Source organism: Gilliamella sp. B14384G12, assembly GCF_016101825.1.
GTDB classification, from domain to species: Bacteria; Pseudomonadota; Gammaproteobacteria; order Enterobacterales; family Orbaceae; genus Gilliamella; species Gilliamella apicola_N.
In genome coordinates this window covers 28,459-51,386 of sequence record NZ_JACFPU010000009.1, presented here as the reverse complement: position 1 = coordinate 51,386, position 22,928 = coordinate 28,459, and the positions used below count along the sequence as shown (strand labels likewise).

The window sequence follows — 22,928 nt, the reverse complement described above, 5'->3', positions numbered from 1 at the left end:
AGTACTCATGAATGAAAATCCTTCACAATTAGCTTTTACAACATTAAAAAAATTAGCGCAAAAATCGGTTGACGATAATTTACTTAAGTTAAAAAAAGCAAATGAGAATCAGGATAAAGCACAGTCACAACTCAATGTCTTAAATGATTACTATGCTGAGTATCAACAAAAACTGAATGATGCCTTATCTGATGGCATAAAAGGCTATGAATTAAATAATTTTAATGCTTTTATTGCCACAATTGAGCAAGGGATAGAGCAGCAAAAAAAACTGTTATTAACCTTAGATATCAAACAAAAGCAGATTACTAACCAGCTTAATCAATCACAAAAAAGTTTGAACACCTATACAACATTGTTAAGTAAGCAATATAACAAATATTTACAACAGCAAAACCGTTTACAACAAAAACTGACCGATGAATTTGCCCAGCAGCAATTAGCAAGGAGGATATTGAGTGAGTATTAATTTGATTGGTAATTTAAACTTAATGCCAGCGCATCAATCAGAGGTTGTTACTAAAGATACCATTGATAATGATAGTAATCTGTTTGAGCAGTTATTGTTACTGAGTGAACAGTATAGTCAACCTGCTAATAAGCCAACTCAAATCAAATCCAACGATATTGATAATGAGGAACTTGATGATAATAACGCTAAGGATGATGAGTTAATTATTGGCGGTTATCCCGTTGCTGTTGAGTATTTCGATCAGGAAAAATTGGCTATTATCAGTTCGACAGCGGTAAACAGTGTAGACAATAGGGATATACCTACCAACCCATCTTCATTGCCAACAAATAAGATAAATTCTGAAATATTAGAAGCCAACTTATTGACTAATCTACCGACAAATCTATCGACAAATCCATTAGACAGTGAGCCAGCCAACGAATTTATTCATGATGAAAGGAGTGTCATTCACTCGATAACGCAACAAAATAATTTTATGTCATTATTTGAAGCAAAACGTCGAGCTGACACCGCACTTATCAACCATAAAAATACTGAAATTAACCATGATACGAGTAATTATTTATTTAATTCATCAAATAACTTATCAAGTATTAGTGATGTGATGCCAAAAGTGACCTCTCCGCAAACTGATTTTGCTATGAATTTAGGGGGTAACGATGTAATAACGCCTATCCATCAAGCTTCGTCTTTGTCACCGATGACCAATGAACCGAACTTGTTATCATCAGCGAATTCGACTGTAACGCCTTATACAATGGATCTATCTATGCCTGTTGATGTAGCGCAATGGCAAAAATCGTTAACTCAGCACATTGTGATGTTTAACCGTCAGGGAATGCAAACTGCCGAAATTAAATTACATCCTCAAGAATTAGGTTCGTTACATATTAAACTTGATATGACCGATGATAATATCAATCTTCATATGATGGCTGCACATAATATGGTAAAAGGGTTGTTAGAATCTGCAATACCATTTTTACGAACTTCATTACAAGAACAAGGTTTTACCTTACAACAAACTGATATAAGTGATTTTTCGATGATGAGTGATGGCGAGCAATCAGCGATGCATCATCAAAATAATCATCGTCAACAATCGAATACCGTTGTATCAAGCACGGTAGACAAAATTACTGAGCAGTCAAACAACGAAAAACATATTGTTAAGTCAGGTTTGAGCGTATTTGCTTAAAAGATAGTTTGTGATTTATTGTCTGTTTAGTACCTTAAAAATAAATTGAAAACGTTAAATAGGTAATATTTTTATTGCCTATTCTTCAAATCAATTTTACATGTTTGATTTATTATTCTTATCATTATTACCATTTAATGGTTATAAATTTTTTATTGGGATAAGAATAAATATGCCAACTACTCCAAAGAAAGTGAATATTTTGAACTTAATACTTATTCTCATCACGCTGTTAGCATTAAGTGCAGCTGCTTATTTATGGTTCCAAAATCAACCAAAAACCAAGACTAAAAAGCAAGATGAAATAACTATCGTATCGCCGGTTTTTTTAACCTTAAAACCATTTACTGTCTCATTACCTGCATCAGAAGATAATGGTGATATTAATAAAATTCTTTATGTTGGTATGGTATTGCGTGTTGCCGATGAAGACCAAAAAACCGCATTATTAGAATATTTACCTGAAGTTAGAAGCGATATCCTTTTTTTATTATCTAAACAATATGTTAGTAAATTAAAACAAGAAACGGGTAAATTTGAATTACAAGAACAGATAAAAAATACGTTATCACGCCAATATGATATCAAACACTCAGTAAAAATCGATGAAGTTCTCTTTACTGATTTTATTATACGGTGATTGTTATGTCTGATAAGCGTGAACCGATAACCGACATTAATGGCAACAAGAATACTAACCCTGTATCAGGAAGCTCAATTGCCACTAAAGATAACGTTACTGATACAAATGTTGTATCATTACCATCAGGCAAAAAAGCCGATGTTAAACCTTACGATTTATCGGTCAAACATAGCTTTGTTCCTGAACGTTTAACCGCATTAGAAATTATTAATGAACGTTTTGCTCGCCAGTTCAGAATAAGTTTATTTAATCTGTTACGCCGCAATACTGATGTGATTGCATCTCCAATTGAAACACAAAACTTTAAATATTTTTCCGATATTTCATCAACATATCATTTAAATTTAGTACATCTTAATCCTTTAAGAGGCTCTGCTTTATTTTCGTTTTCACCTGAATTAGTGTTTATTGTGGTTGATACATTATTTGGTGGGGATGGACGTACAAATAAGGTTGCAACAGAAGATCGTGAGTTTACTCATACTGAACAACAAATCATTAAACGAGTCTTAGAGTTAGCATTAACTATATATCAAAATGCGTGGGCAGATATCTATTCAATTGAAACTGAGTATATTCGCTCTGAGATACAAAGTAAGTTTACTAATATTACTACTTCTCCTGATGATGTGGTTTTAACTACCAAATTTAAAATTGAAATTGGTAGCTTTAAAGCGACATTTTATATTTGTATACCTTATGCCATGGTTGAGCCAATTAAAGAATCTTTAATCAAACCGCCTATCGAGCAGCAAACTTATAAAGATGATAATATTTGGATGAGTTCATTAACCTCTGGCATTAAACAATCCACTGTCGAATTAGTTGCTAACTTTACTCGTATTCAAACTACTGTCTCTAAACTATTAGCGTTAAAAACTGACGATATTTTAGTGATCGATAAACCGACAAATTTAGATGTTACCGTCGGGGGGGTACCAGTATTAAAAGGTCATTACGGTAAAGTTAATAAACAATATGCAATTAAAGTAGAACAGGTTATTAATCCTGTAATAGAACAATTAAATGAGGGAATGCAAAATGACTGATATCAGACAAGATAGTGAAGAGATCCCGAAAGTCGATGAAAGCGGTGATGAATTATCTACTCAAGGCGTTATTTTTGAAACACTATCACCACAACAAACTGAAGAACAAAAGCAGGATATTAATCTTATTTTAGATATTCCGATTGATTTGAGTGTCGAACTTGGTCGAACCAAGATGGCAATTAAAGATTTATTGAATTTAACTCAAGGATCAGTCATTGCATTAGATGGTCTTGCTGGTGAACCTTTAGATATATTAATTAATGGTTATTTAATTGCCCAAGGCGAAATTGTGGTTGTCGGTGATAATTATGGCATACGCATCACTGATATTATAACTCCATCAGAGCGTGTACGTAGGTTGAGTCGTTAATGGATATTATATACGAAAATAAGGCTCAGCCTTCAATATCTGCAACAGATACAATTGCGATAACTTCTGTATCACCTGAATTAAAAGTAAACACGCAAATAATTACATCAATGGGGATGTCGCTTATCGGTGTGATTGCAGTGATTTTATTATTAGGGTGGATAGTAAAACGTTTTAATTGGAAAACGCCAAATAAACAATTGATTGAGGTAAAAGCCACTTACAATATCAATCCTAAAGAGCGAATTGTTTTGGTTCATGTCGATAATCAATTATTAGTTGTTGGTGTGACTGGGCAGCAGATGACTTTACTGCATACCATAAATGAACAACGAACCGATATGCTACTAGCAGAACCTTCTTCAAGAGTGAAAGATTTTTCCAGAAATAGGATATTTGAGCAAATGTTACAGTCCATTTTGAAATTAAGAAAGGAGTAATGGGTAGTGCGGTTAAAATCTGTTATTTTGCTGAGCTTATTGTCGATTAGCCAATATAGTTTTGCTGAAATCTCACCGTTATCTATCATTTCTCGTACTACGTTGGACAATGAACAAAGCTGGTCATTACCCGTAGAAACATTGGTCTTTTTGACCTTACTCACTTTTATTCCTGCAATACTACTGCTAATGACCAGTTTCACCCGCATTATTATTGTATTGGGTTTATTGCGTAATGCTTTAGGGACACAATCTGCTCCACCTAACCAAGTTATTTTAGGTATTGCTCTTTTTATGACATTTTTTATTATGTCACCGGTGACTGATAAAATTTATCAAGATGCTTATATACCTTATTCACAAAATCAAATCACTATGCAAGAAGCTTTATCCACCGCAACTAAACCATTGCAGGCGTTTATGCTTACTCAAACCCGCGAAAATGATTTAGCGTTATTTGTGAATATGTCCCACCAAAACGAGATCCAAAGCCGAGAAGATATTCCTTTAAAAATTTTGGTACCTGCCTTTGTAGTCAGTGAGTTAAAAACCGCTTTTCAAATAGGTTTTACGATTTTTATTCCTTTCTTAATTATCGATTTAGTGGTAGCCAGTACACTTATGGCATTAGGGATGATGATGGTTCCACCTGCAACGGTATCATTACCCTTTAAGTTAATGTTGTTTGTATTAGCAGATGGTTGGCACTTATTACTTGGTTCATTAGCGCAAAGCTTTTTTAGTTAGGGAATTTTAGTTAAGTAATTTTAGTCAAAAAATTCTAGTTAAGAAATTCGAATGAAGGAATAGTATGTCACCTGAGTATATTAGTACCTTAGCAATGCAAGCCATAAAAGTCGCAGCCTCTCTTGCTGGCCCTTTACTGTTAGCCGCTTTAGTTACTGGTTTAGTCATTAGTTTATTGCAAGCGGCTACGCAAATTAACGAAATGACCTTATCATTTATTCCCAAAATTTTAGCAGTGATCGTGGTTTTAATTATTTTGGGACCATCAATGTTGTCAACAATGATTGACTACATTCAAATTGTTATCACCGATATTCCTAACTTAACTCATTAAAGATGATAGATTTTAATATTAACAGTCTATTTAATATTGATTTCTTTTCTTGGATTAAAGATGTTTTTTTTCCGTTTGTGCGCATTTTGGCATTAATTATGGTTGCGCCAATTTTTGGTGAAAAAGAAGTACCAAATCGCATAAAGGTTGGTTTAGCATTAGTAATTGTTATGCTTCTACCCATTCCTCATCTTGATGAAAATATAAAAATCTATTCTTTAACGGGGGTATGGGTTATCGCTCAGCAAATAATGATTGGCGTGTTGATTGGTTTTACTATGCAACTTGCGTTTATAACCGTCAGAATTTCGGGTGAATTAATTGGAATGCAAATGGGATTGGGAATGGCAACTTTTTTTGATCCAATCGGGGGGCCATCCACTTCAGTTTTATCTCGCTTAATTAATATTATAGCGTTACTGATTTTTTTAAGTTTAGATGGTCACTTATGGTTATTATATGGTATTTCAAATAGCTTTGATATTGTTCCAATTAGACTTATGACATTGCCTGCAAATGGTTATTTAGCCTTAATTGATGTAAGTAACCAACTGTTTATTAATGGTATTATGTTAGCGCTTCCTTTGATGACTTTACTGTTGATCATCAATATATCATTGGGGTTATTAAATAGAATTACACCACAATTATCCATTTTTGTGGTCGGTTATCCACTAACACTATTGTTAGGATTAATCATGTTAAGCTATTTAATTTCGATGTTGCCAACATTTACTGAGTTTGTTTTTGAACAGATGTTTAATCACATTTCTGTTATTTTATGGTTTTTAAGTGATGTTCAGTAATGTGATATTGATGATATAATTGAGAAATTTATTAATTTAATTCTTATTTAATTACTCTTTTCATTAGCTATTCATCACATTCAATGTTCATTTTTGTAAAAAAGTTTCAGGTTAACTATACGTTTCAGTATAAAAATAGGTTGAATTACATTAAATAATAATTTAAAAAAGATGCGTTAAAACTAAACAAGAAAGGAATGCTGATATAATCAGCATTTTATTGATATCAATTAAGCTTTTTTTACAAAACAAGCTTTAAGCATGATTTTCATGCCATCAATTTTACAATCGATCTCATGATCGCCTTCAACTAAACGAATGCCTTTGGCTTTAGCACCTTTTTTCAAAACGGTAGAAGAACCTTTTAATTTAAGGTCTTTAATTAAAATAATATCGTCGCCATCAGCAAGTAAATTACCATTACTGTCTTTCACTTGTAATCCTTCATCAGTTGAAGCAACATCGTTCGGATCCCATTCGTGAGCACATTCAGGGCAAACATAAAATGAACCATCATGATAAGTATGTTCAGACTGGCAAACAGGGCAGTTAGGTATAGATTCCATGGGTATGAATAATCCAAGTTAAATAAAATGGCGTTTACTATAGCAAAAAAACGCTATTAAGTCATGGTATTCCGATTTTCAATAGCGTTATAGTGGTTATCAAATGGCTGATTTAGGTTTGATAGAACAGATGGCTATATAATTAAGTTGGTTTCGGTATTGTTTGAATGTTTTAAACATTTTAAAAAATTGTGGTCGATTTTGTTTACGTAGTGCATTGAGAATAATTCTGAATGTTCCTAATAAACCTTCATCATAAACCATGCCTTTAGGAGACATTAATGTCATGGCAGCATGTTGTGATTGAATATCAATAAATCCAACATCAGCAAAAAGGGCATGCCAAGATTCATAGCTAATCGGCTGGGCATTAACATTAATTGCTTGATGAATTCGTCCTATAACTTCTTGTGATTGTGCTGGATTAACTAGCATAATATCGTGAGTAAGGAGTTTGCCTCCTGGCTTTAATACTCGATAATACTCTTTAATTAAATGCGTTTTAGCTTTATTCGCATACATTGTTAACATCGCTTCGTTAATCACTATGTCAAAACTATTATCGGCAAAGGGCAATGTTGATGCATTAGCTTGTTGTATATCAACTAAATGAGTAACTTTATTTTTAATAACATTTTGCTTTGCTTTTTCTAAAGCAAGTTTATCCATATCTACACCAATTATATGGCAACCGAAACGCTGGGCAATTTCGATAGATGTTGTACCCATGTTGCATGCAATTTCAAGTACCTGACTTTGTGGTGTAAAGTGTGCTTGTTTAAATAACCATTCAGTAGCTTTTCTACCACCTGGGCGTAATCTGGTTTTTCCTAGGCGAGCAAGAAATTTGTGCCCAGCTTCTTTTTTTATGTCGTCCATTATATAGCACCTTAATTAGTATTTAGTGTAATTTCTCTTAACATGATGAGTAGCATTTTAGCTGCTTGTGGAGCTTCAACTGCATGAGGAACGTTAGCAGGCATTCTGACAATGGTACCGGGTATAGCTTTAACGGGTTGGCCATCAATAATCAAGGTTAGTTCACCTTCAATAACCATGACAATGGCATCAAAAGGGGCACTATGTTCGGATAATCCTTGCCCTTTATCAAACGCAAAGAGCGTTAAATTGCCACCTGTTGTTTTAGCTAAAATCCGACTGGCAATACTTTGTTCTGTTGCGTTAATTAATGAGGTGATTTCGAATGCTTGAGCAGGGTTAATGGTATTATTTGGCATAAACGACTCCTATATTTAGTGTGTAAATGAGTTATTGTGGTTTTAAGAATAAAACCATATATTTCATATGGTTATTTAATAATTTAAAGTAATTATCAGTATTGAAATAAGAACTATTATCAATTATATTGAATTCATTCTAGAAGCATCTTTAGGCAAAACCTATGATATTTGTCAAAAATATACCAACTGAGCAACAGATTTTTGGTTGGTTAACTCAAGTTGAGTTGTTTCAAGGATTAGATAAAGAGGCGTTAATGCCTATTATTGAAAATGCTAGCTATAAAGAATTGATAAAAGGAGAAATGATCAGTTATGAAGGTAAACCCTTATCTTGTTGTGTGCTTGTTTTAACTGGGGAAGTTGAAGTTTATCGTAGTACTTATTTAGGTGAAGAAAAGATTTTTGGTATTTTTTATCATTATCAATTAGTGGCTATTGCCGCTATCTTTATGCCACATAATCGTTTTCCAATGACGATTAGAGCTAAAACAGATTGTTCGGTATTATTAATTGAAAAACAGAGTTTATTGCAAGTTTGCAAAACTAATCCTATTATTATGCAACGTTTATTAATACGTTTTAGTACTAAATTATATGAGCAAATAAATAATATCGATTGGTTAACTTCAAGCTCCTCAGAACAGCGTTTGGCTAGTTATTTGTTATCATTATGTTCTTCCAGTAACACTTATCAATTTATATTGCCTATTTCACGTGGTCAGTTAGCGACAAAGTTAGGTATTCGTTATGAAACGTTAAGCCGATTAATGTCGAACTGGCGAAAACAAAAAATTATTCAAGTTGAAAATAATCGAATTAATATACTGAATGACGCTTATTTGAAAGAGCTTACTCTACCTTTTCAACGTTCATTTTAAAAATTTGTTGGTGTTTAGTAATAGTGTTTTATAAAGGACAAATAGAGCACATAAAAATTAAAACGATAAATTGACATTTTAAGAGTGATCGAGATACATAAAAAAGGCGCGTATTATACGCGCCTCTTATACTGATAAAGAGCATTAAATATATAATGCTCTAAATAGTTAACATAGATTATTTAATAACCTTAGCAACAACACCAGCACCAACAGTACGACCACCTTCACGGATAGCGAAACGTAAGCCGTCTGCCATTGCGATTGGGTGAATTAATGATACAGTCATTTTGATGTTATCACCTGGCATTACCATCTCTACGCCTTCTGGTAATTCGATAGTACCAGTTACGTCAGTTGTACGGAAGTAGAACTGTGGACGGTAGCCTTTGAAGAATGGAGTATGACGACCACCTTCATCTTTGCTTAGGATATACACTTCTGATTCAAAATCAGTATGTGGAGTGATTGAACCTGGTTTTGCTAATACTTGACCACGTTCGATTTCTTCACGTTTTGTACCACGTAATAGTATACCAACGTTTTCACCTGCACGGCCTTCGTCTAGTATTTTACGGAACATTTCTACACCAGTACAAGTTGTTTTAGTAGTCGGTTTGATACCAACGATTTCAACTTCTTCACCAGTTTTGATTACACCGCGCTCTACACGACCTGTTACTACTGTACCACGACCTGAGATTGAGAATACGTCTTCGATTGGTAATAAGAATGGTTTATCAATGTCACGCTCTGGTTCTGGAATGTAGGTGTCTAATGCATTTGCTAACTCAACAATTTTTTCTTCCCATTCTGCATCGCCTTCTAACGCTTTAAGCGCTGAACCACGAATTACTGGAGTGTCATCACCTGGGAAATCGTATTGAGATAGAAGTTCACGTACTTCCATTTCAACTAATTCTAATAACTCTTCATCATCAACCATATCGCATTTGTTTAAGAATACGATGATATAAGGAACACCTACTTGACGACCTAAAAGAATGTGCTCACGAGTTTGTGGCATAGGACCATCTGTTGCTGCTACTACTAAGATAGCACCGTCCATTTGTGCCGCACCAGTGATCATGTTTTTAACATAGTCAGCATGGCCTGGGCAGTCTACGTGTGCGTAGTGACGAGTTGGTGTATCGTATTCAACGTGTGAAGTGTTGATGGTGATACCACGAGCTTTTTCTTCTGGCGCGTTATCGATTTGATCGAATGCACGAGCTTGACCGCCGTATTTTTTAGAAAGTACAGAAGTAATAGCTGCAGTTAAAGTTGTTTTACCATGGTCAACGTGGCCGATTGTACCAACGTTAACGTGGGGTTTTGTACGTTCAAATTTTTCTTTAGACATCTTAATGTTCCTTTATTAAATCACTCCCCTTCTAAATAAAAGGGAAGTGTTACTTTATTTATATAAAAATTATTTCGCTTTACGAGCTTCAATAATTGCTGTAGCAATATTGGTTGGCGCTTCATTGTACTTCAAGAACTCCATAGAGTAAGAAGCACGACCTTGTGTTTGTGAACGAAGATCTGTTGCATAACCAAACATTTCTGAAAGTGGAACTTGTGCTTTAACTGTTTTACCAGTAGCGGTATCTTCCATTCCTTCGATCATACCACGACGACGGTTTAAGTCACCAATTACGTCACCCATATAATCTTCTGGAGTTTCAACTTCTACTTTCATAATCGGTTCTAAAAGCACTGGTTTAGCTTTCATGAAGCCTTCTTTAAATGCCATTGAACCGGCAATTTTAAATGCCATTTCTGATGAGTCGACATCATGGTAAGAACCATCAAAGATAGTAACTTCAACATCAACAATTGGGTAACCAGCAAGAACACCATTTTTCATTTGTTCTTGACAGCCTTTATCAACTGCAGGGATGTATTCTTTAGGAACCACACCACCAACAATTTCATTGTTGAATTTGTAGCCTTCGCCGCCAGCTTCCAATGGTTTGATTTTTAACCACACATGACCATATTGACCACGACCACCAGATTGACGAACAAATTTACCTTCTTGTTCAACTTCATTACGAATGGTTTCACGGTAAGCAACTTGTGGTTTACCAACATTCGCTTCAACTTTGAATTCACGTTTCATACGGTCAACGATGATTTCTAAGTGAAGCTCACCCATACCAGAAATGATTGTTTGACCTGATTCTTCATCTGTGTGAACACGGAATGAAGGGTCTTCTTGTGCTAGTCGACCTAAAGCAAGACCCATTTTTTCTTGGTCAGCTTTGGTTTTTGGTTCAACTGCAACTGAAATTACTGGTTCAGGGAATTCCATTCTTTCAAGAATGATTGGTGCGCTTTCAGCACAAAGAGTATCACCAGTAGTCACATCTTTTAGACCGATTGCTGCAGCAATGTCACCCGCGCGAACTTCTTTAATTTCTTCACGTTTGTTAGCGTGCATCTGAACGATACGACCAAAACGTTCTTTTTTATCTTTAACAGAGTTAAGAACAGTATCACCTGAGTTTACAACACCAGAGTAAACACGGAAGAATGTTAAGTTACCAACAAATGGGTCAGTTGCAATTTTGAATGCTAATGATGAGAATGGTTCATCATCACTTGAATGACGTTCAGCTGCTTCACCATTTGCTAATTCACCTTTAATTGCAGGTACATCAGTTGGTGCAGGTAGATATTCAATAACTGCATCAAGCATGAATTGAACACCTTTATTTTTAAAGGCACTACCACAAGTTACTAAGATGATTTCATTAGCAAGTACGCGTTCACGTAATGCAGCTTTAACTTCTTCTTCAGTTAACTCTTCACCACCAAGGTATTTTTCCATTAACTCTTCACTTGCTTCAGCCGCAGCTTCCATTAAGTAAGCACGCCATTCTTCGACTTGCTCAACCATGTCAGCAGGTACATCTTCATAAGTGAATGTTACGCCTTGATCAGCATCATTCCAGTTAATTGCTTTACGTTTAAGTAAATCAACTACACCAGTAAAGCCTTCTTCTGCACCGATAGGTAAAACTAAAGGAACTGGTACTGCTGCTAAACGAGTTTTGATTTGATCAACAACACGTAAGAAGTTAGCACCCATACGGTCCATTTTGTTTACGAAAGCGATACGTGGAACTTTATATTTGTTTGCTTGACGCCATACTGTTTCTGATTGAGGTTGAACACCACCAACCGCACAGTAAACCATTACTGCACCATCAAGAACACGCATAGAACGTTCTACTTCGATTGTGAAGTCAACGTGTCCCGGGGTGTCGATAATGTTGATACGGTGTGGTTCAAATTGTTGACCCATACCAGACCAGAATGCAGTTGTTGCAGCAGAAGTGATAGTAATACCACGTTCTTGTTCTTGTTCCATCCAGTCCATGGTAGCTGCGCCATCATGAACCTCACCAATTTTGTGACTTACACCAGTGTAAAACAAAATACGTTCAGTTGTTGTTGTTTTACCTGCGTCAATATGTGCACTAATACCAATATTGCGGTAGCGTACTATAGGGGTTGTACGAGCCATATTAATCCTCTACTTAGAATCGTTTGCTTAATAAAATATCATTTAGGTTGGCTGACAGTCGATATTTACTACCAGCCGAATCCTCAGCCATTTAATTGAATGGCTAAAATTACCAACGATAGTGTGCAAACGCTTTATTAGCTTCAGCCATACGATGAACATCTTCGCGTTTTTTCACAGCGGTACCTTTGTTTTCAAAAGCATCCATAAGTTCATTCGCTAGGCGTAAAGCCATTGATTTATCGCCACGTTTACGTGCTGCATCTACAATCCAACGCATTGCAAGTGCATTACGACGAACAGGGCGCACTTCAACAGGAACTTGGTATGTAGAACCACCAACGCGACGAGACTTAACTTCTAGAGTTGGTCTTACGTTATCTAATGCAACTTCGAAAGCTGCTAAGTGGTCTTTTCCACTACGCTCAGCTAATTTATCAAGAGCTGAATATACGATTGATTCTGCGATAGATTTTTTTCCATCTATCATTAAAATATTTACAAATTTCGCCAGCAAATCTGAACCGAATTTCGGATCAGGTAAAATTTTTCTTTGACCAGCAACATGACGACGTGGCATTGGAATACTCCGTTTATATGTTATAAATTTTTCAGGTTTACCCAAAACTCAAGTGAGTTAAATGGAATTATTTAGTTTGGCCTTACTTAACGGAGTTCCATTAAGCTTTAGGTCGTTTCACACCGTATTTAGAACGGCTTTGTTTGCGATCTTTAACACCTGCGCAGTCTAATGCACCGCGAACAGTATGATAACGAACACCAGGTAAGTCTTTAACACGACCACCGCGGATTAAAATCACGCTATGTTCTTGTAAGTTGTGACCTTCACCACCGATATATGAAGTTACTTCAAAACCGTTGGTTAAACGTACACGGCATACTTTACGTAATGCTGAGTTTGGTTTTTTCGGTGTAGTAGTGTAAACACGTGTACAAACACCGCGTTTTTGCGGGCATGCTTCAAGAGCAGGAACGTTACTTTTTACTTCCTTTAGCGCTCTCGGTTTGCGTACCAGCTGATTAATTGTTGCCATTAATAAGCTCCTGATTAATTAAAATAAATTTAAAATTGCTTTTTAGATACGTAATTAATAACTGTAGACCAAAAATTATGTATATAAGTTTTGGGTCGCAAGATTCTAGACCCCAACAGCCATAATGTCAAGTATTACCACAAGTTCTTTGCCTGTTTCAATTAAATTTTATTAGTATTAGGTAAAAATAATAAAAATGTTTTAATTTTATTTTGTTACTCTTCTTTTGTTGTTTAAATTATTTACTGTAATTTATGCTTATTTTGATATCACTCATGTTTAGTGATTAAGAAGGTCGCCAAAAAGCTAATTAAAGCGAGTATTTTTTATAAAAGTGATCGGTTTCATTTTATGTTAGTTAACATTATGTGATTTTACTCAAATTTTTAAACATTAAAAAACAGTAATAATATATTGATTGTGAACATATTTAACGTGTAACAATGATGAATATAAAGAATGAATCTTACAAAGTTGTTTTATTATTTAATGCAAATAATATCTACGATCGACAAATTCTTAAAGGTATTGGCGATTTTTTGAAATTAAATAATATTCACTGGAATATTTATATATCAGAAACTTTGCGTTACGATAAAAAAGCTTCTTTCCATTTAGATTGTGATGGCATTATTGCTAATTTTGATGATCCTGATATTGAAGATTTGCTTACCAAGGTTGATATTCCGATAATTGGTGTGGGTAGCTCGTATCATGATGATTTTAGTTATCCTAAAGTTCCTTATGTGGCGGCTGATAATTATGCCATCATGGAAAGTGCTTTTAATCACTTATGCGATAAAGGAATACATCAATTTGCTTTTTATAGTATACCACCAACTCGATATTGTCGTTGGGCAGGCGTAAGGGAAAAAATCTTTGAAAAAATTTTAACCCAGAAAGGTTATCAAGGCGTTATCTATCAAGGAATGATAACTTCTTTAGATAATTGGCAAGAAAGTTTAGATAAATTGTCCAAATGGTTATTATCATTACCTGTTAATACCGGTATTATCGCGGTAAATGATGCTAGAGCGCATCATATTTTACAAGCTTGTGATATGGTCGGCTTAAAAATACCAGAAGAACTATGTTTGATTGGTATTGATAATGAAGAAGTGATAAATAATTTATCAATGGTTTCTTTATCGACCGTAAAACAAGGCACAGAAGAGATGGGCTTTAACGCAGCGAGTCTATTGCATAAACGCTTAACTAAAGGGAAAGTTTCCACCTCTCCTTTATTGATTGAGCCCAAAAAAATTATTGCGAGGCGTTCAACAGATTATCGTTCAATACAAGATCCGTATGTTATTCAAGCAATGCATTATATTCGAAAATATGCCTGTAAAGGCATTAAAGTCGAGCAAGTTATTTCTGATATGCAAATTTCTCGGTCTAATTTAGAAATACGTTTTAAAGAGTCATTAGGTAAAACCATTCATTCAGTGATTCATGAAGAGAAATTTAATCGAGCTAAATATCTATTAATTGAATCATCATTGTCTATTCAGGCTATTTCCCAGCAATGTGGATATCCATCAGTACAATATTTTTATTTTTTATTTAAAAAATTTTATGGAATTACACCTAAAGATTTTAGAAGTAAATTTACAACCATTAATCATCTATAGGCGTCATATTATTAAGATCATTTTTTATAAAATGAAAGGAAAACAGAATATTTATTTACATTTTCCTAATTTCTAGATGTTTATCTTTTTACTGAACGGATTGAAAGTATTGATATTCCTCCCAACATTGCAAAAACAAAGGACGTAATAAATATTGCTCCAAAACCGAATAGTGATATTACACAAGCTGCAATTATTGGTGCTAAAGCTTGAGTTGCTGTATTACCTAAATTATAAACGCCTAGAAAGAATGCAATTCTATTTTTGTCGGGAATAACTTCTAAATTTAATAAATTATCTAAAGAGTTCCAAACGCCCATACCAATTCCAGCTGCGAATGCATAAATCAAAATACCAATATGATTAGGAGCAATAACTAAACTTAACGCGCCAATACCTAAAAATATTGTTGATAACCCAACTGGAATTTTGAGAATTTTCAATTTATCGGAGATTGGTCCAGCAATGAATCCCATCAAAATGCCAAATATAAGCATAACCAAATTAATTAACTGAATAGAGTTTTGAGTTTCAGATGAGTCAGTATTCATAAAGTCAGTCATAATAAATAGCAAATAACCAGTGATTGTAAAATTGCCAATTCCTTGAAAAAGTTTACCTATTAATGCTAGGTAGTAATCACGACCAATTGACCATCTCGGAAATATAGCTAATGAGCTTTTTTGTTTATGATCATTTTGTTTTACCTGATTTTGGTTTTTTTTGTCCAAATTAGAAGGTTCGCGAACAATAAAGACTGATATTAATGCACCGATAAAAGTGATTATCCCAAATACAATGAAACCTAATCGGAAACTACCTAAGAACATTGCAGCAATAATTGTAAATCCATTATTACCCAGTGCCATACCGAGGCCTCCATAAGCACCTGATGCGGTTCCTTTTTTATCATCTGCTGCAAAATCAAGCCAAGCAACCATCGGCGCCACAACAAAATTTAAGGCAGTTTGCGCTAATATCCAACAAAATAATAAAAAAGGTATACTGTTTGCGGTTGATGTTAATATCATTGATAACATAAACGTAATTGCGCCAATTATAATCCATGGTGTGCGACTGCCAAATCTAGAATAAGTCCTATCAGATACATAACCTGCCAACATGTTTGATATTGTTGCAGCAACCATACCACAACTTGAAAATAGCGCTAATAATGTAATTTTATTTGTTTCATCAAGTTGTTGAATTAAAGCGGGTAAAAATAGACTGGCTGCTGCAATGTAGGGACCTAACCAAGTGGCAGGTCCAATAATAAGTCCAGGAACTAGTCGAGTTAATGGAATTGTTATTTTCATGATGTCTTCCTTAATATTATTGATTATTTTTCACGTAGTAATAATCAAAATCGGCGTAGGATTGATGTTGGTAGGTATCAACTGAGGCGATAAAATTAAATAATCCTGTAAAACCACCTATTTCTCCAGGTTCTCCATTTACTCCCTCATCAGACAAATAAGTAGCATCTATCTGATTAATGATATTATTCCACTCCTCTTTCTCAATTCGATAAAAGAGTGAAACAAATCCATCTCGATATGATAATTTGAGTTCAACTTGTCCATTAGGTATTACTATTCTATGATTAACAAATTCAATTCGAGCTCCAAGTTTTGCTTGTAAAATAGTAAGGATGGTAGCGTTTAGTTGTTCACTATAAGTTAAATGTAAGTAGATCCAATTATTAGAATCATAATAAATTCCAATTCCAGCCGTTTGTGAATAATGCTCAGGATGAAACTCTACTTTAGTTTGAACATCATAATTAAAGGATGTTGCTCTTGTTGCCATAATTGATGGATTAAATTGGGAGAATAGTGAATTTTGTCCATATATTCGCAAATGTCCTGGTCGTTCATGGGTATTTACCCAATTAGGTGTTTGCGCTCTATATGGTGTCATAAATTCTAATTGATACTCTTTATCAAAATCATCAATAACATCATGGCTTACTTCATTACCAATAGGTAATGAATAATCAAACTCCATTTTAGCTAAATTTGTACCGTCAGCCATTTCTAACCAGCCATCATCGGTCCATCTCATCTTTTGTATAGACGTTTCTCGACCCAAAGGATTTAACAATGTCCCCTTAAGCGGTCTAGACATTAAGTGAGCAATGTACCACTCACCATCTTGTGCCTCAAATAATGAACCATGACCGGCTTTTTGCATTATTGAATTTGGATTGTACATTTCAAAATGCCCCGCATCTGGGTCACCTAATGAAAATAAATGATTGGGTGATGATGTGACTATTGGTTCTCTTGACGGATGTGGTTCATAAGGCCCATAAATATTTTTAGAGCGACCTATTTCAATGCCATGAGCATAACCAGTTCCTCCGGCAGCAATTATTAGATAATAATAGTCGAATTTTTTATAAATTTGTGGAGCTTCAGAACATCCTCGAGTAGTAAATCCATTGGTCACTCTTGTCCATGGGCTAATGACTTTACCTGTATTTAAATCTACTTCTGCTATTACTATATTTCCAGGTGCTTGATAACCTTGGCGAGTTTCCCATTCTAAGATCGTTAAATAATGTTTGCCATCATCATCGTGAAATAATGCAGGGTCAAAACCAATGGAAGTAAAATAAATAGGATCTGACCAAGGACCTTTTATGTTATCTGCATGAACTGCATAAGCATCAGCATTAAATTCTCTTCCAGCCATGCTAACCATGTGAGAATAAATTAACCAATATTTTTTATTGATCGGATCATAAGATAAATGAGGAGCCCAAATACCCGCAGGTGTATTGGTTCCAGAAAGTTTGATTTCACCATTTTTAAAAATATAATCAATTAGTTTCCAATTTGATAAATCATTAGATTGAAAAATTTGTATTGAAGGGTGCCAATGGAAAGTTGATGTAGCAATATAGTAAGTATCATTGACCCGTATAATAGATGGATCAGGTGACATGCCAGGTATAATAGGATTTTTTATTTTAGGCATTTTTTAAAACTCCTTGCATTATGTTATTGATAAGAGAAAATCTTTATGTTTCTGATTGAACTATAATTTATCTGTTAAAACTTTTTTATTATCAAATTTGGTTTTCAGATTACGATATTTTGTTAATGAGAGATTGATCACATTCCTAGCGTTATGAACATAAATAGGTGGTGAGTTAATTTTAAATTATTAAATATTTTGTCAATTTTTCTAAAAGTTGAACGCTGTAGTTAGAATTATGCATGTTTTTTCATGTCGGGTTGATAGGTTTGAATTATTGGCAATAGTGATAATAACGTTTGACTAAATATCATTTAACTAGTGAAGATGTTTGGTTAACAGCAGAAAATCATATAAATATGAACTTCTGCTGGTTAAATATTAAGACATTAATGGTTTTAGCTGTTGATAAATTTTTCTAAAAATTGAACGTTGTTGTTGGAATTGTGCATATTTTTTCATGTCAGGTTGATGGGTTTGAATCAGCGGTAATGGCGGTAATAAAGCCTCTAACTGAGTATTTGGATTACATGCAATTTGTGCCAGTTTCGCTGCACCTAAAGCGGGGCCAACTTCGCTTCCTTCACAATATTCAATAGGGTAGCCTGAAATATCACTGATTAATTGTCGCCAATAGCGGCTACGTGCCCCGCCACCAATAATCAAAATTTTATCGGGTGAAATACCTGTTTGATGAACAACATCAATACCATCGGCAAGCGCATAGCTGACACCCAATAATACTGCTTTTGCTAGATCTATCTTGTTATGTTGATAAGTTAGACCAAAAAATACGCCTTTTGCTTCAGGATTATTATGTGGCGTTCTCTCTCCTGATAGATAAGGTAAAAAATACACCGGTGGTTTATCGTTAGCTTGTTGTTCTTCAATTGAAGATAATAATGTCGCCACATCTTTAATTTCTAATAATTGGCAGGCCCAATCAAGGCATGAAGCGCAACTCAACATAACCGACATAAGATGCCACCGATTAGGTAGGGCATGGCAGAAACTATGGATTGCTTGTTCTGGCTTGCTGATAAAACGATCCGTAACGGCAAAATAAACACCTGAGGTTCCAAGTGATAACATGGCTTGACCAGATTGATACAAACCGACCCCCACTGCGCCAGCTGAATTATCTCCGCCACCAGCTATCACCGAAATGGTGTTAATTCCCCAATCATTGGCAATTTCATCTGTAACATAACCAGTGACTTGAGTGCCCTCAAACAGAGTTGGCATATGTTTTCGAGTTAAACCGCAAGCATCTAATAGTAAATCACTCCAATCGCGCTTTTCAACATCTAACCACATTGTACCGGCAGCATCAGCCATATCGGATGCAAATTGATTGGTGATTTTAAAACGTAAATAGTCTTTGGGTAATAGTACTTTGTCAATCTTGGCGAATATTTCTGGTTCATGATTTTGTACCCATTTGATTTTGGGTGCAGTGAAGCCCGCCATCATCAAGTTTCCTGTGATTTGTCTTGACGCCGGTACTTGTTGTTCTAATTGATGACACTCGGCATCACAACGTCCGTCATTCCAAAGTATTGCTGGTCTTAATATTTGTGCTTGTTGATCTAAAAGTACAGCACCATGCATTTGCCCACTTAGACCAATGGCTTTTACAGTTTTTAAATTATGTTGCTGACTAAGTTCACGCATAGCCATATTGGTTGCATGCCACCATTGTAAAGGATCTTGTTCAGACCATAATTGATGAGGGCGTGATACAGTTAGTGGTTTTGTAATAGTGGCAACGATGTGTTGTTGTTCATCCATCAAAATTACTTTGATCCCTGAAGTACCTAAATCAATACCAATGTACATAGTTTTCTCCATTGTGTTGCCATCAGAGCTATCGTTATTACCGAATAATGGTAACTATATAGTAGCTCTGACTTTATTATATTCAACAATATTGCTAGCCAAAAATAAACTTATTAACGAGATTTTCTAATTTCTCTTGTTCTCCACTGTATGGTTTTGGTTGTAAATTGTGGGAAAGACTATATTGAGCAATATCTTGTAGCGTCATATTGCCTTGTAATATCTCTTTACCTAAGTTGTTACTCCAACCTGCATAACGGTCAGTAACTTTTTGATTCAGTGCATTATCCTCAATCATTCTTGCTGCACATTTCAATGACAATGCCATGGTATCCATTGCGCCAATATGTCCATAAAATGCATCATATTTATCAACACTTTGACGGCGGATTTTCGCGTCAAAATTCAATCCTCCCGTTGTAAATCCGCCATTTTTAAGAATTTCATACATGACAAGGGTATTTTCTTCCACACTGTTTGGAAATTGATCGGTATCCCAGCCTAGTTGTGGATCGCCACGGTTAGCATCAAGTGATCCAAATATATCTAAAGCAAAGGCAGAGGCTACTTCATGCTGGAATGAATGGCCGGCAAGTGTCGCATGATTGGCTTCGATGTTTACTTTAATCTCTTTTTCTAAGCCAAATTGTTTTAAAAATCCATAAATGGTTGCGACATCATAATCATATTGGTGCTTAGTTGGTTCTTGTGGTTTAGGTTCAATAAGTAACGTGCCGTTAAAACCAATTTTATGTTTGTTTTCAACGACTAGTTGCATAAATTTACCGACTTGTTCTCGCTCTTTACGTAAATCAGTATTTAACAATGTTTCGTATCCTTCTCGTCCCCCCCATAGTACATAATTTTGTCCACCTAGTTTATGAGTTGCATTCATGGCATGTACAACTTGTGTTGCTGCACAAGCAAAGACTTCCGGATCTGGATTTGTCGCTGCACCAGCTGCATATTTCGGATTGGTGAAACAATTAGCTGTACCCCAGAGTAAGTTAACACCTGTTTGTTGTTGTTTTTCTAGTAAGATATCGGTCATTATTGATAAATTATTGATATATTCTTGAATCGAATTGCCTTCAGGTGCAACATCCACATCATGAAATGCATAAAAAGGTACGTTCATTTTATAAAAAAACTCAAAGGCAACATCCGCTTTAGCTTTTGCGTTACTTAATGGATCTGCATTAGATTGCCATGGATAGTTAAACGATCCTGAACCAAACATATCCGTTCCAGCCCAACAAAAAGTATGCCAGTAACAGATTGAAAAGCGTAAATGTTCAGCCATGGTTTTACCTAAAATGATTTGGCTTGGATTATAATGCCGAAAGGCGAAAGGATTATCAGTTTGTGCTCCTTCGTAATTAATGCGTTCTATTTTGTCATAGTAATGTTTCATAATGTTCTCCTTAATATTGTTTTTAAATTAGATTTTGATTTATTTATTCCAGAACTTTTCAAGTTCTTCTAAAGATTTTCCTTTTGTTTCAGGAAGCCATTTCCAGATAAAAATAGCAGCCATTATGCTAATTGCACCGTATAGCCAATAGGCAAAACCGTTATTAAAATGAGATATAAGATAGGTATTTTTATCCATGATTGGAAAAGTCCAAGATACTAGGTAATTTGTGATCCTCTGTGCTGCTACAGCAATGGATAAAGCTTTACTTCGGATAGAGTTGGGGAATATTTCTGATAATAATACCCAGCATACAGGCCCCCAGGAGATAGCAAAAGAAGCGATATAAAACAACATTGCAGCAAGAGCAATACTGGCTGATATCTGTAAATAAAATGTTGTGCCTAATGTGATCATGCCTATTGCCATGCCAATGGCACCAATTATTTGTAATGGTTTTCGACCAAATTTATCAACGGTAAAAATAGCAATGGTAGTAAAAGATAGATTGATAATACCAACTACAATGGTTTGTAATAATGCTGAATCAGTACTAGCACCTAATGTTTTAAACACTTCTGGTGCATAATAAAGAACAACATTAATTCCCATTAATTGTTGAAATGCAGATAATAAAATTCCAATGATAATAACCCCTATACCATATTTTAATAATGAGCTACTTTTTTTATCACAGTTGGATGATAGGGAATCGATAATGCTTTTTAATGCTTGATCGGCTTTTTGATTTCCTAAAATGTTAGAAAGAATGTGTTGAGCTTTGTTTGTTTTATTTTGTGCGGTTAACCAACGAGGGCTTTCTGGGACTGTGAATAATAATCCAAAAAATAGTAATGCTGGAATGGCTAAAGATAAAAACATATATCTCCAACCAACTATATTTAACCAAACTTGATCGCCTGAACTTGCTATACCGTAGTTAACACAATAAACTAAAAGTTGTCCAAAAATAATAGCAAATTGGTTAAACGATACTAGCTTACCCCGGATTTCTGCTGGTGCCACTTCAGCTATGTACATAGGTGATAACATAGAAGCTAAGCCAACACCGATACCACCGATGATGCGATAAAACACAAAGTGAGGGACATATTGAGCTAAATAATAAGGTATTTGTTGAGATTCTATTGTACGAAATCCTAGTTCAGGCCAAGCGGATCCAATTGCAGCAATAAAGAATAAAAATGCTGCAATTAGTAATGAATTTCGACGTCCAAAACGATTACTTAAATAACCTCCCATTAAACCGCCAATAATACAACCAATTAAAGCACTTGCTACACAGAAACCTAATAAGGAATTTGCAGCAGTCTCACTTAAATGTTGTGGTTCAACAAAAACTTTAAATATGGATTCAACTGTTCCAGAGATAACGGCTGTATCATAACCAAATAATAGACCTCCTAAAGTTGCAACTAAGGTAATTCGGAAAACATATAGAGAATTATAATGTGTACTCATATTCATACCTGCTTGTTTATCAAATTAGGTTTCAATTAGATCTGAAACTGTTTAATCAATATGCATGAATATTAAGCACAACAACAATTACTAAATTTTGTACTATTTTTATGTTTTTTAGTTTTTGTGATGCAGATCAAATTAGTTAAAGGAGTGTTTGTTGAATAGGTGAGTTATTGATAATTTGCCATTTCCAATTTAATTTAAATGATAAATTCAGATTAAGTCATGAAAAAC

Annotated in this window: 22 protein-coding genes and 1 pseudogene; 11 read left to right on the top strand and 12 right to left on the bottom strand. The window is 34.8% G+C overall.

Translation table 11 applies throughout. The features are described 5' to 3' along the window. Window positions 1-7: 7 nt before the first annotated feature. The 9 genes and pseudogenes from fliJ (at window position 8) to fliR (ending at window position 6,065) form a co-directional block, all read left to right on the top strand. The gene (gene fliJ, locus H3S73_RS09815) at window positions 8-469 is read left to right on the top strand and encodes a flagellar export protein FliJ (protein ID WP_086326424.1); all 462 of its coding nucleotides are present in this window, start codon (window positions 8-10) and stop codon (window positions 467-469) included. Then, on the top strand, window positions 459-1,673 hold the full coding sequence (locus tag H3S73_RS14035) for a flagellar hook-length control protein FliK (protein ID WP_198236509.1): 1,215 nt from the start codon (window positions 459-461) through the stop codon (window positions 1,671-1,673). The genes fliJ and H3S73_RS14035 overlap by 11 nt, the downstream gene beginning before the upstream one ends. Window positions 1,674-1,845: 172 nt before the next feature. After that, window positions 1,846-2,313: a flagellar basal body-associated FliL family protein gene (locus H3S73_RS09805; protein WP_172398442.1), complete on the top strand. Its 468-nt coding sequence runs from the start codon at window positions 1,846-1,848 to the stop codon at window positions 2,311-2,313. 5 nt (window positions 2,314-2,318) lie between these two features. Beyond that, window positions 2,319-3,365 (top strand): flagellar motor switch protein FliM, encoded by a 1,047-nt coding sequence (fliM, locus tag H3S73_RS09800; protein ID WP_198236510.1) that lies wholly within the window; start codon window positions 2,319-2,321, stop codon window positions 3,363-3,365. 55 nt (window positions 3,366-3,420) lie between these two features. Further along, a pseudogene (fliN, locus tag H3S73_RS09795) lies at window positions 3,421-3,738 on the top strand (flagellar motor switch protein FliN); the annotation flags it as partial. After that, complete coding sequence (fliO, locus tag H3S73_RS09790; protein ID WP_198236511.1) at window positions 3,738-4,178, top strand: flagellar biosynthetic protein FliO; 441 nt, start codon at window positions 3,738-3,740, stop codon at window positions 4,176-4,178. The pseudogene fliN and the gene fliO, both read left to right, overlap by 1 nt. A gap of 45 nt (window positions 4,179-4,223) precedes the next feature. Beyond that, window positions 4,224-4,925, top strand: a complete 702-nt coding sequence (gene fliP, locus H3S73_RS09785) for a flagellar type III secretion system pore protein FliP (RefSeq protein WP_370528576.1) — start codon at window positions 4,224-4,226, stop codon at window positions 4,923-4,925. A gap of 64 nt (window positions 4,926-4,989) precedes the next feature. Beyond that, window positions 4,990-5,259: a flagellar biosynthesis protein FliQ gene (gene fliQ, locus H3S73_RS09780; RefSeq protein ID WP_039129046.1), complete on the top strand. Its 270-nt coding sequence runs from the start codon at window positions 4,990-4,992 to the stop codon at window positions 5,257-5,259. A gap of 2 nt (window positions 5,260-5,261) precedes the next feature. Further along, window positions 5,262-6,065: a flagellar biosynthetic protein FliR gene (fliR, locus tag H3S73_RS09775; protein ID WP_198236512.1), complete on the top strand. Its 804-nt coding sequence runs from the start codon at window positions 5,262-5,264 to the stop codon at window positions 6,063-6,065. Between the two features lie 230 nt (window positions 6,066-6,295). On the opposite strand, the gene H3S73_RS09770 is transcribed toward fliR, so the two are convergent. The 3 genes from H3S73_RS09770 to H3S73_RS09760 form a co-directional block, all read right to left on the bottom strand. After that, a complete protein-coding gene (locus tag H3S73_RS09770; protein ID WP_065602954.1) occupies window positions 6,296-6,631 on the bottom strand; it encodes a zinc ribbon domain-containing protein YjdM in 336 nt (111 codons plus the stop codon). 99 nt (window positions 6,632-6,730) lie between these two features. Continuing rightward, a complete protein-coding gene (locus H3S73_RS09765; protein ID WP_198236513.1) occupies window positions 6,731-7,510 on the bottom strand; it encodes a class I SAM-dependent methyltransferase in 780 nt (259 codons plus the stop codon). An 11-nt stretch (window positions 7,511-7,521) separates the two neighbouring features. Further along, window positions 7,522-7,869, bottom strand: a complete 348-nt coding sequence (locus H3S73_RS09760; RefSeq protein WP_198236514.1) for a cupin domain-containing protein — start codon at window positions 7,867-7,869, stop codon at window positions 7,522-7,524. A 164-nt stretch (window positions 7,870-8,033) separates the two neighbouring features. On the opposite strand from H3S73_RS09760, the gene H3S73_RS09755 reads away from it, so the two are divergent. Further along, window positions 8,034-8,750, top strand: a complete 717-nt coding sequence (locus H3S73_RS09755; protein ID WP_086272649.1) for a Crp/Fnr family transcriptional regulator — start codon at window positions 8,034-8,036, stop codon at window positions 8,748-8,750. Window positions 8,751-8,928: 178 nt separating this feature from the next. Here the strand turns inward: H3S73_RS09755 and tuf are convergent, their stop codons facing one another. The 4 genes from tuf to rpsL form a co-directional block, all read right to left on the bottom strand. Continuing rightward, on the bottom strand, window positions 8,929-10,113 hold the full coding sequence (gene tuf, locus H3S73_RS09750; protein WP_025314614.1) for an elongation factor Tu: 1,185 nt from the start codon (window positions 10,111-10,113) through the stop codon (window positions 8,929-8,931). A 69-nt stretch (window positions 10,114-10,182) separates the two neighbouring features. Continuing rightward, on the bottom strand, window positions 10,183-12,285 hold the full coding sequence (gene fusA, locus H3S73_RS09745) for an elongation factor G (RefSeq protein ID WP_065737966.1): 2,103 nt from the start codon (window positions 12,283-12,285) through the stop codon (window positions 10,183-10,185). A 109-nt stretch (window positions 12,286-12,394) separates the two neighbouring features. After that, window positions 12,395-12,865, bottom strand: coding sequence for a 30S ribosomal protein S7 (gene rpsG, locus H3S73_RS09740; protein WP_065737965.1), 471 nt, complete (start codon window positions 12,863-12,865; stop codon window positions 12,395-12,397). Window positions 12,866-12,965: 100 nt separating this feature from the next. After that, window positions 12,966-13,340 carry a 30S ribosomal protein S12 gene (rpsL, locus tag H3S73_RS09735; protein WP_025316630.1) on the bottom strand — a complete coding sequence of 125 codons (375 nt, stop codon included), beginning with the start codon at window positions 13,338-13,340 and terminating at the stop codon, window positions 12,966-12,968. A gap of 443 nt (window positions 13,341-13,783) precedes the next feature. Here rpsL and H3S73_RS09730 point away from each other — a divergent pair, with 443 nt between their 5' ends. Then, window positions 13,784-14,974, top strand: a complete 1,191-nt coding sequence (locus H3S73_RS09730; RefSeq protein WP_232352971.1) for a DNA-binding transcriptional regulator — start codon at window positions 13,784-13,786, stop codon at window positions 14,972-14,974. Window positions 14,975-15,054: 80 nt separating this feature from the next. Here the strand turns inward: H3S73_RS09730 and H3S73_RS09725 are convergent, their stop codons facing one another. From H3S73_RS09725 to xylE, 5 genes are all read right to left on the bottom strand, one after another. Then, window positions 15,055-16,290: an MFS transporter gene (locus tag H3S73_RS09725; protein ID WP_198236515.1), complete on the bottom strand. Its 1,236-nt coding sequence runs from the start codon at window positions 16,288-16,290 to the stop codon at window positions 15,055-15,057. A gap of 16 nt (window positions 16,291-16,306) precedes the next feature. Next, window positions 16,307-17,956 (bottom strand): family 43 glycosylhydrolase, encoded by a 1,650-nt coding sequence (locus H3S73_RS09720; protein ID WP_198236516.1) that lies wholly within the window; start codon window positions 17,954-17,956, stop codon window positions 16,307-16,309. 381 nt (window positions 17,957-18,337) lie between these two features. After that, on the bottom strand, window positions 18,338-19,795 hold the full coding sequence (gene xylB, locus H3S73_RS09715; RefSeq protein WP_198236517.1) for a xylulokinase: 1,458 nt from the start codon (window positions 19,793-19,795) through the stop codon (window positions 18,338-18,340). 94 nt (window positions 19,796-19,889) lie between these two features. Further along, on the bottom strand, window positions 19,890-21,209 hold the full coding sequence (gene xylA / locus H3S73_RS09710; protein WP_039128402.1) for a xylose isomerase: 1,320 nt from the start codon (window positions 21,207-21,209) through the stop codon (window positions 19,890-19,892). A 39-nt stretch (window positions 21,210-21,248) separates the two neighbouring features. Further along, window positions 21,249-22,691 (bottom strand): D-xylose transporter XylE, encoded by a 1,443-nt coding sequence (gene xylE, locus H3S73_RS09705; protein WP_198236518.1) that lies wholly within the window; start codon window positions 22,689-22,691, stop codon window positions 21,249-21,251. Between the last annotated feature and the right edge of the window lie 237 nt (window positions 22,692-22,928).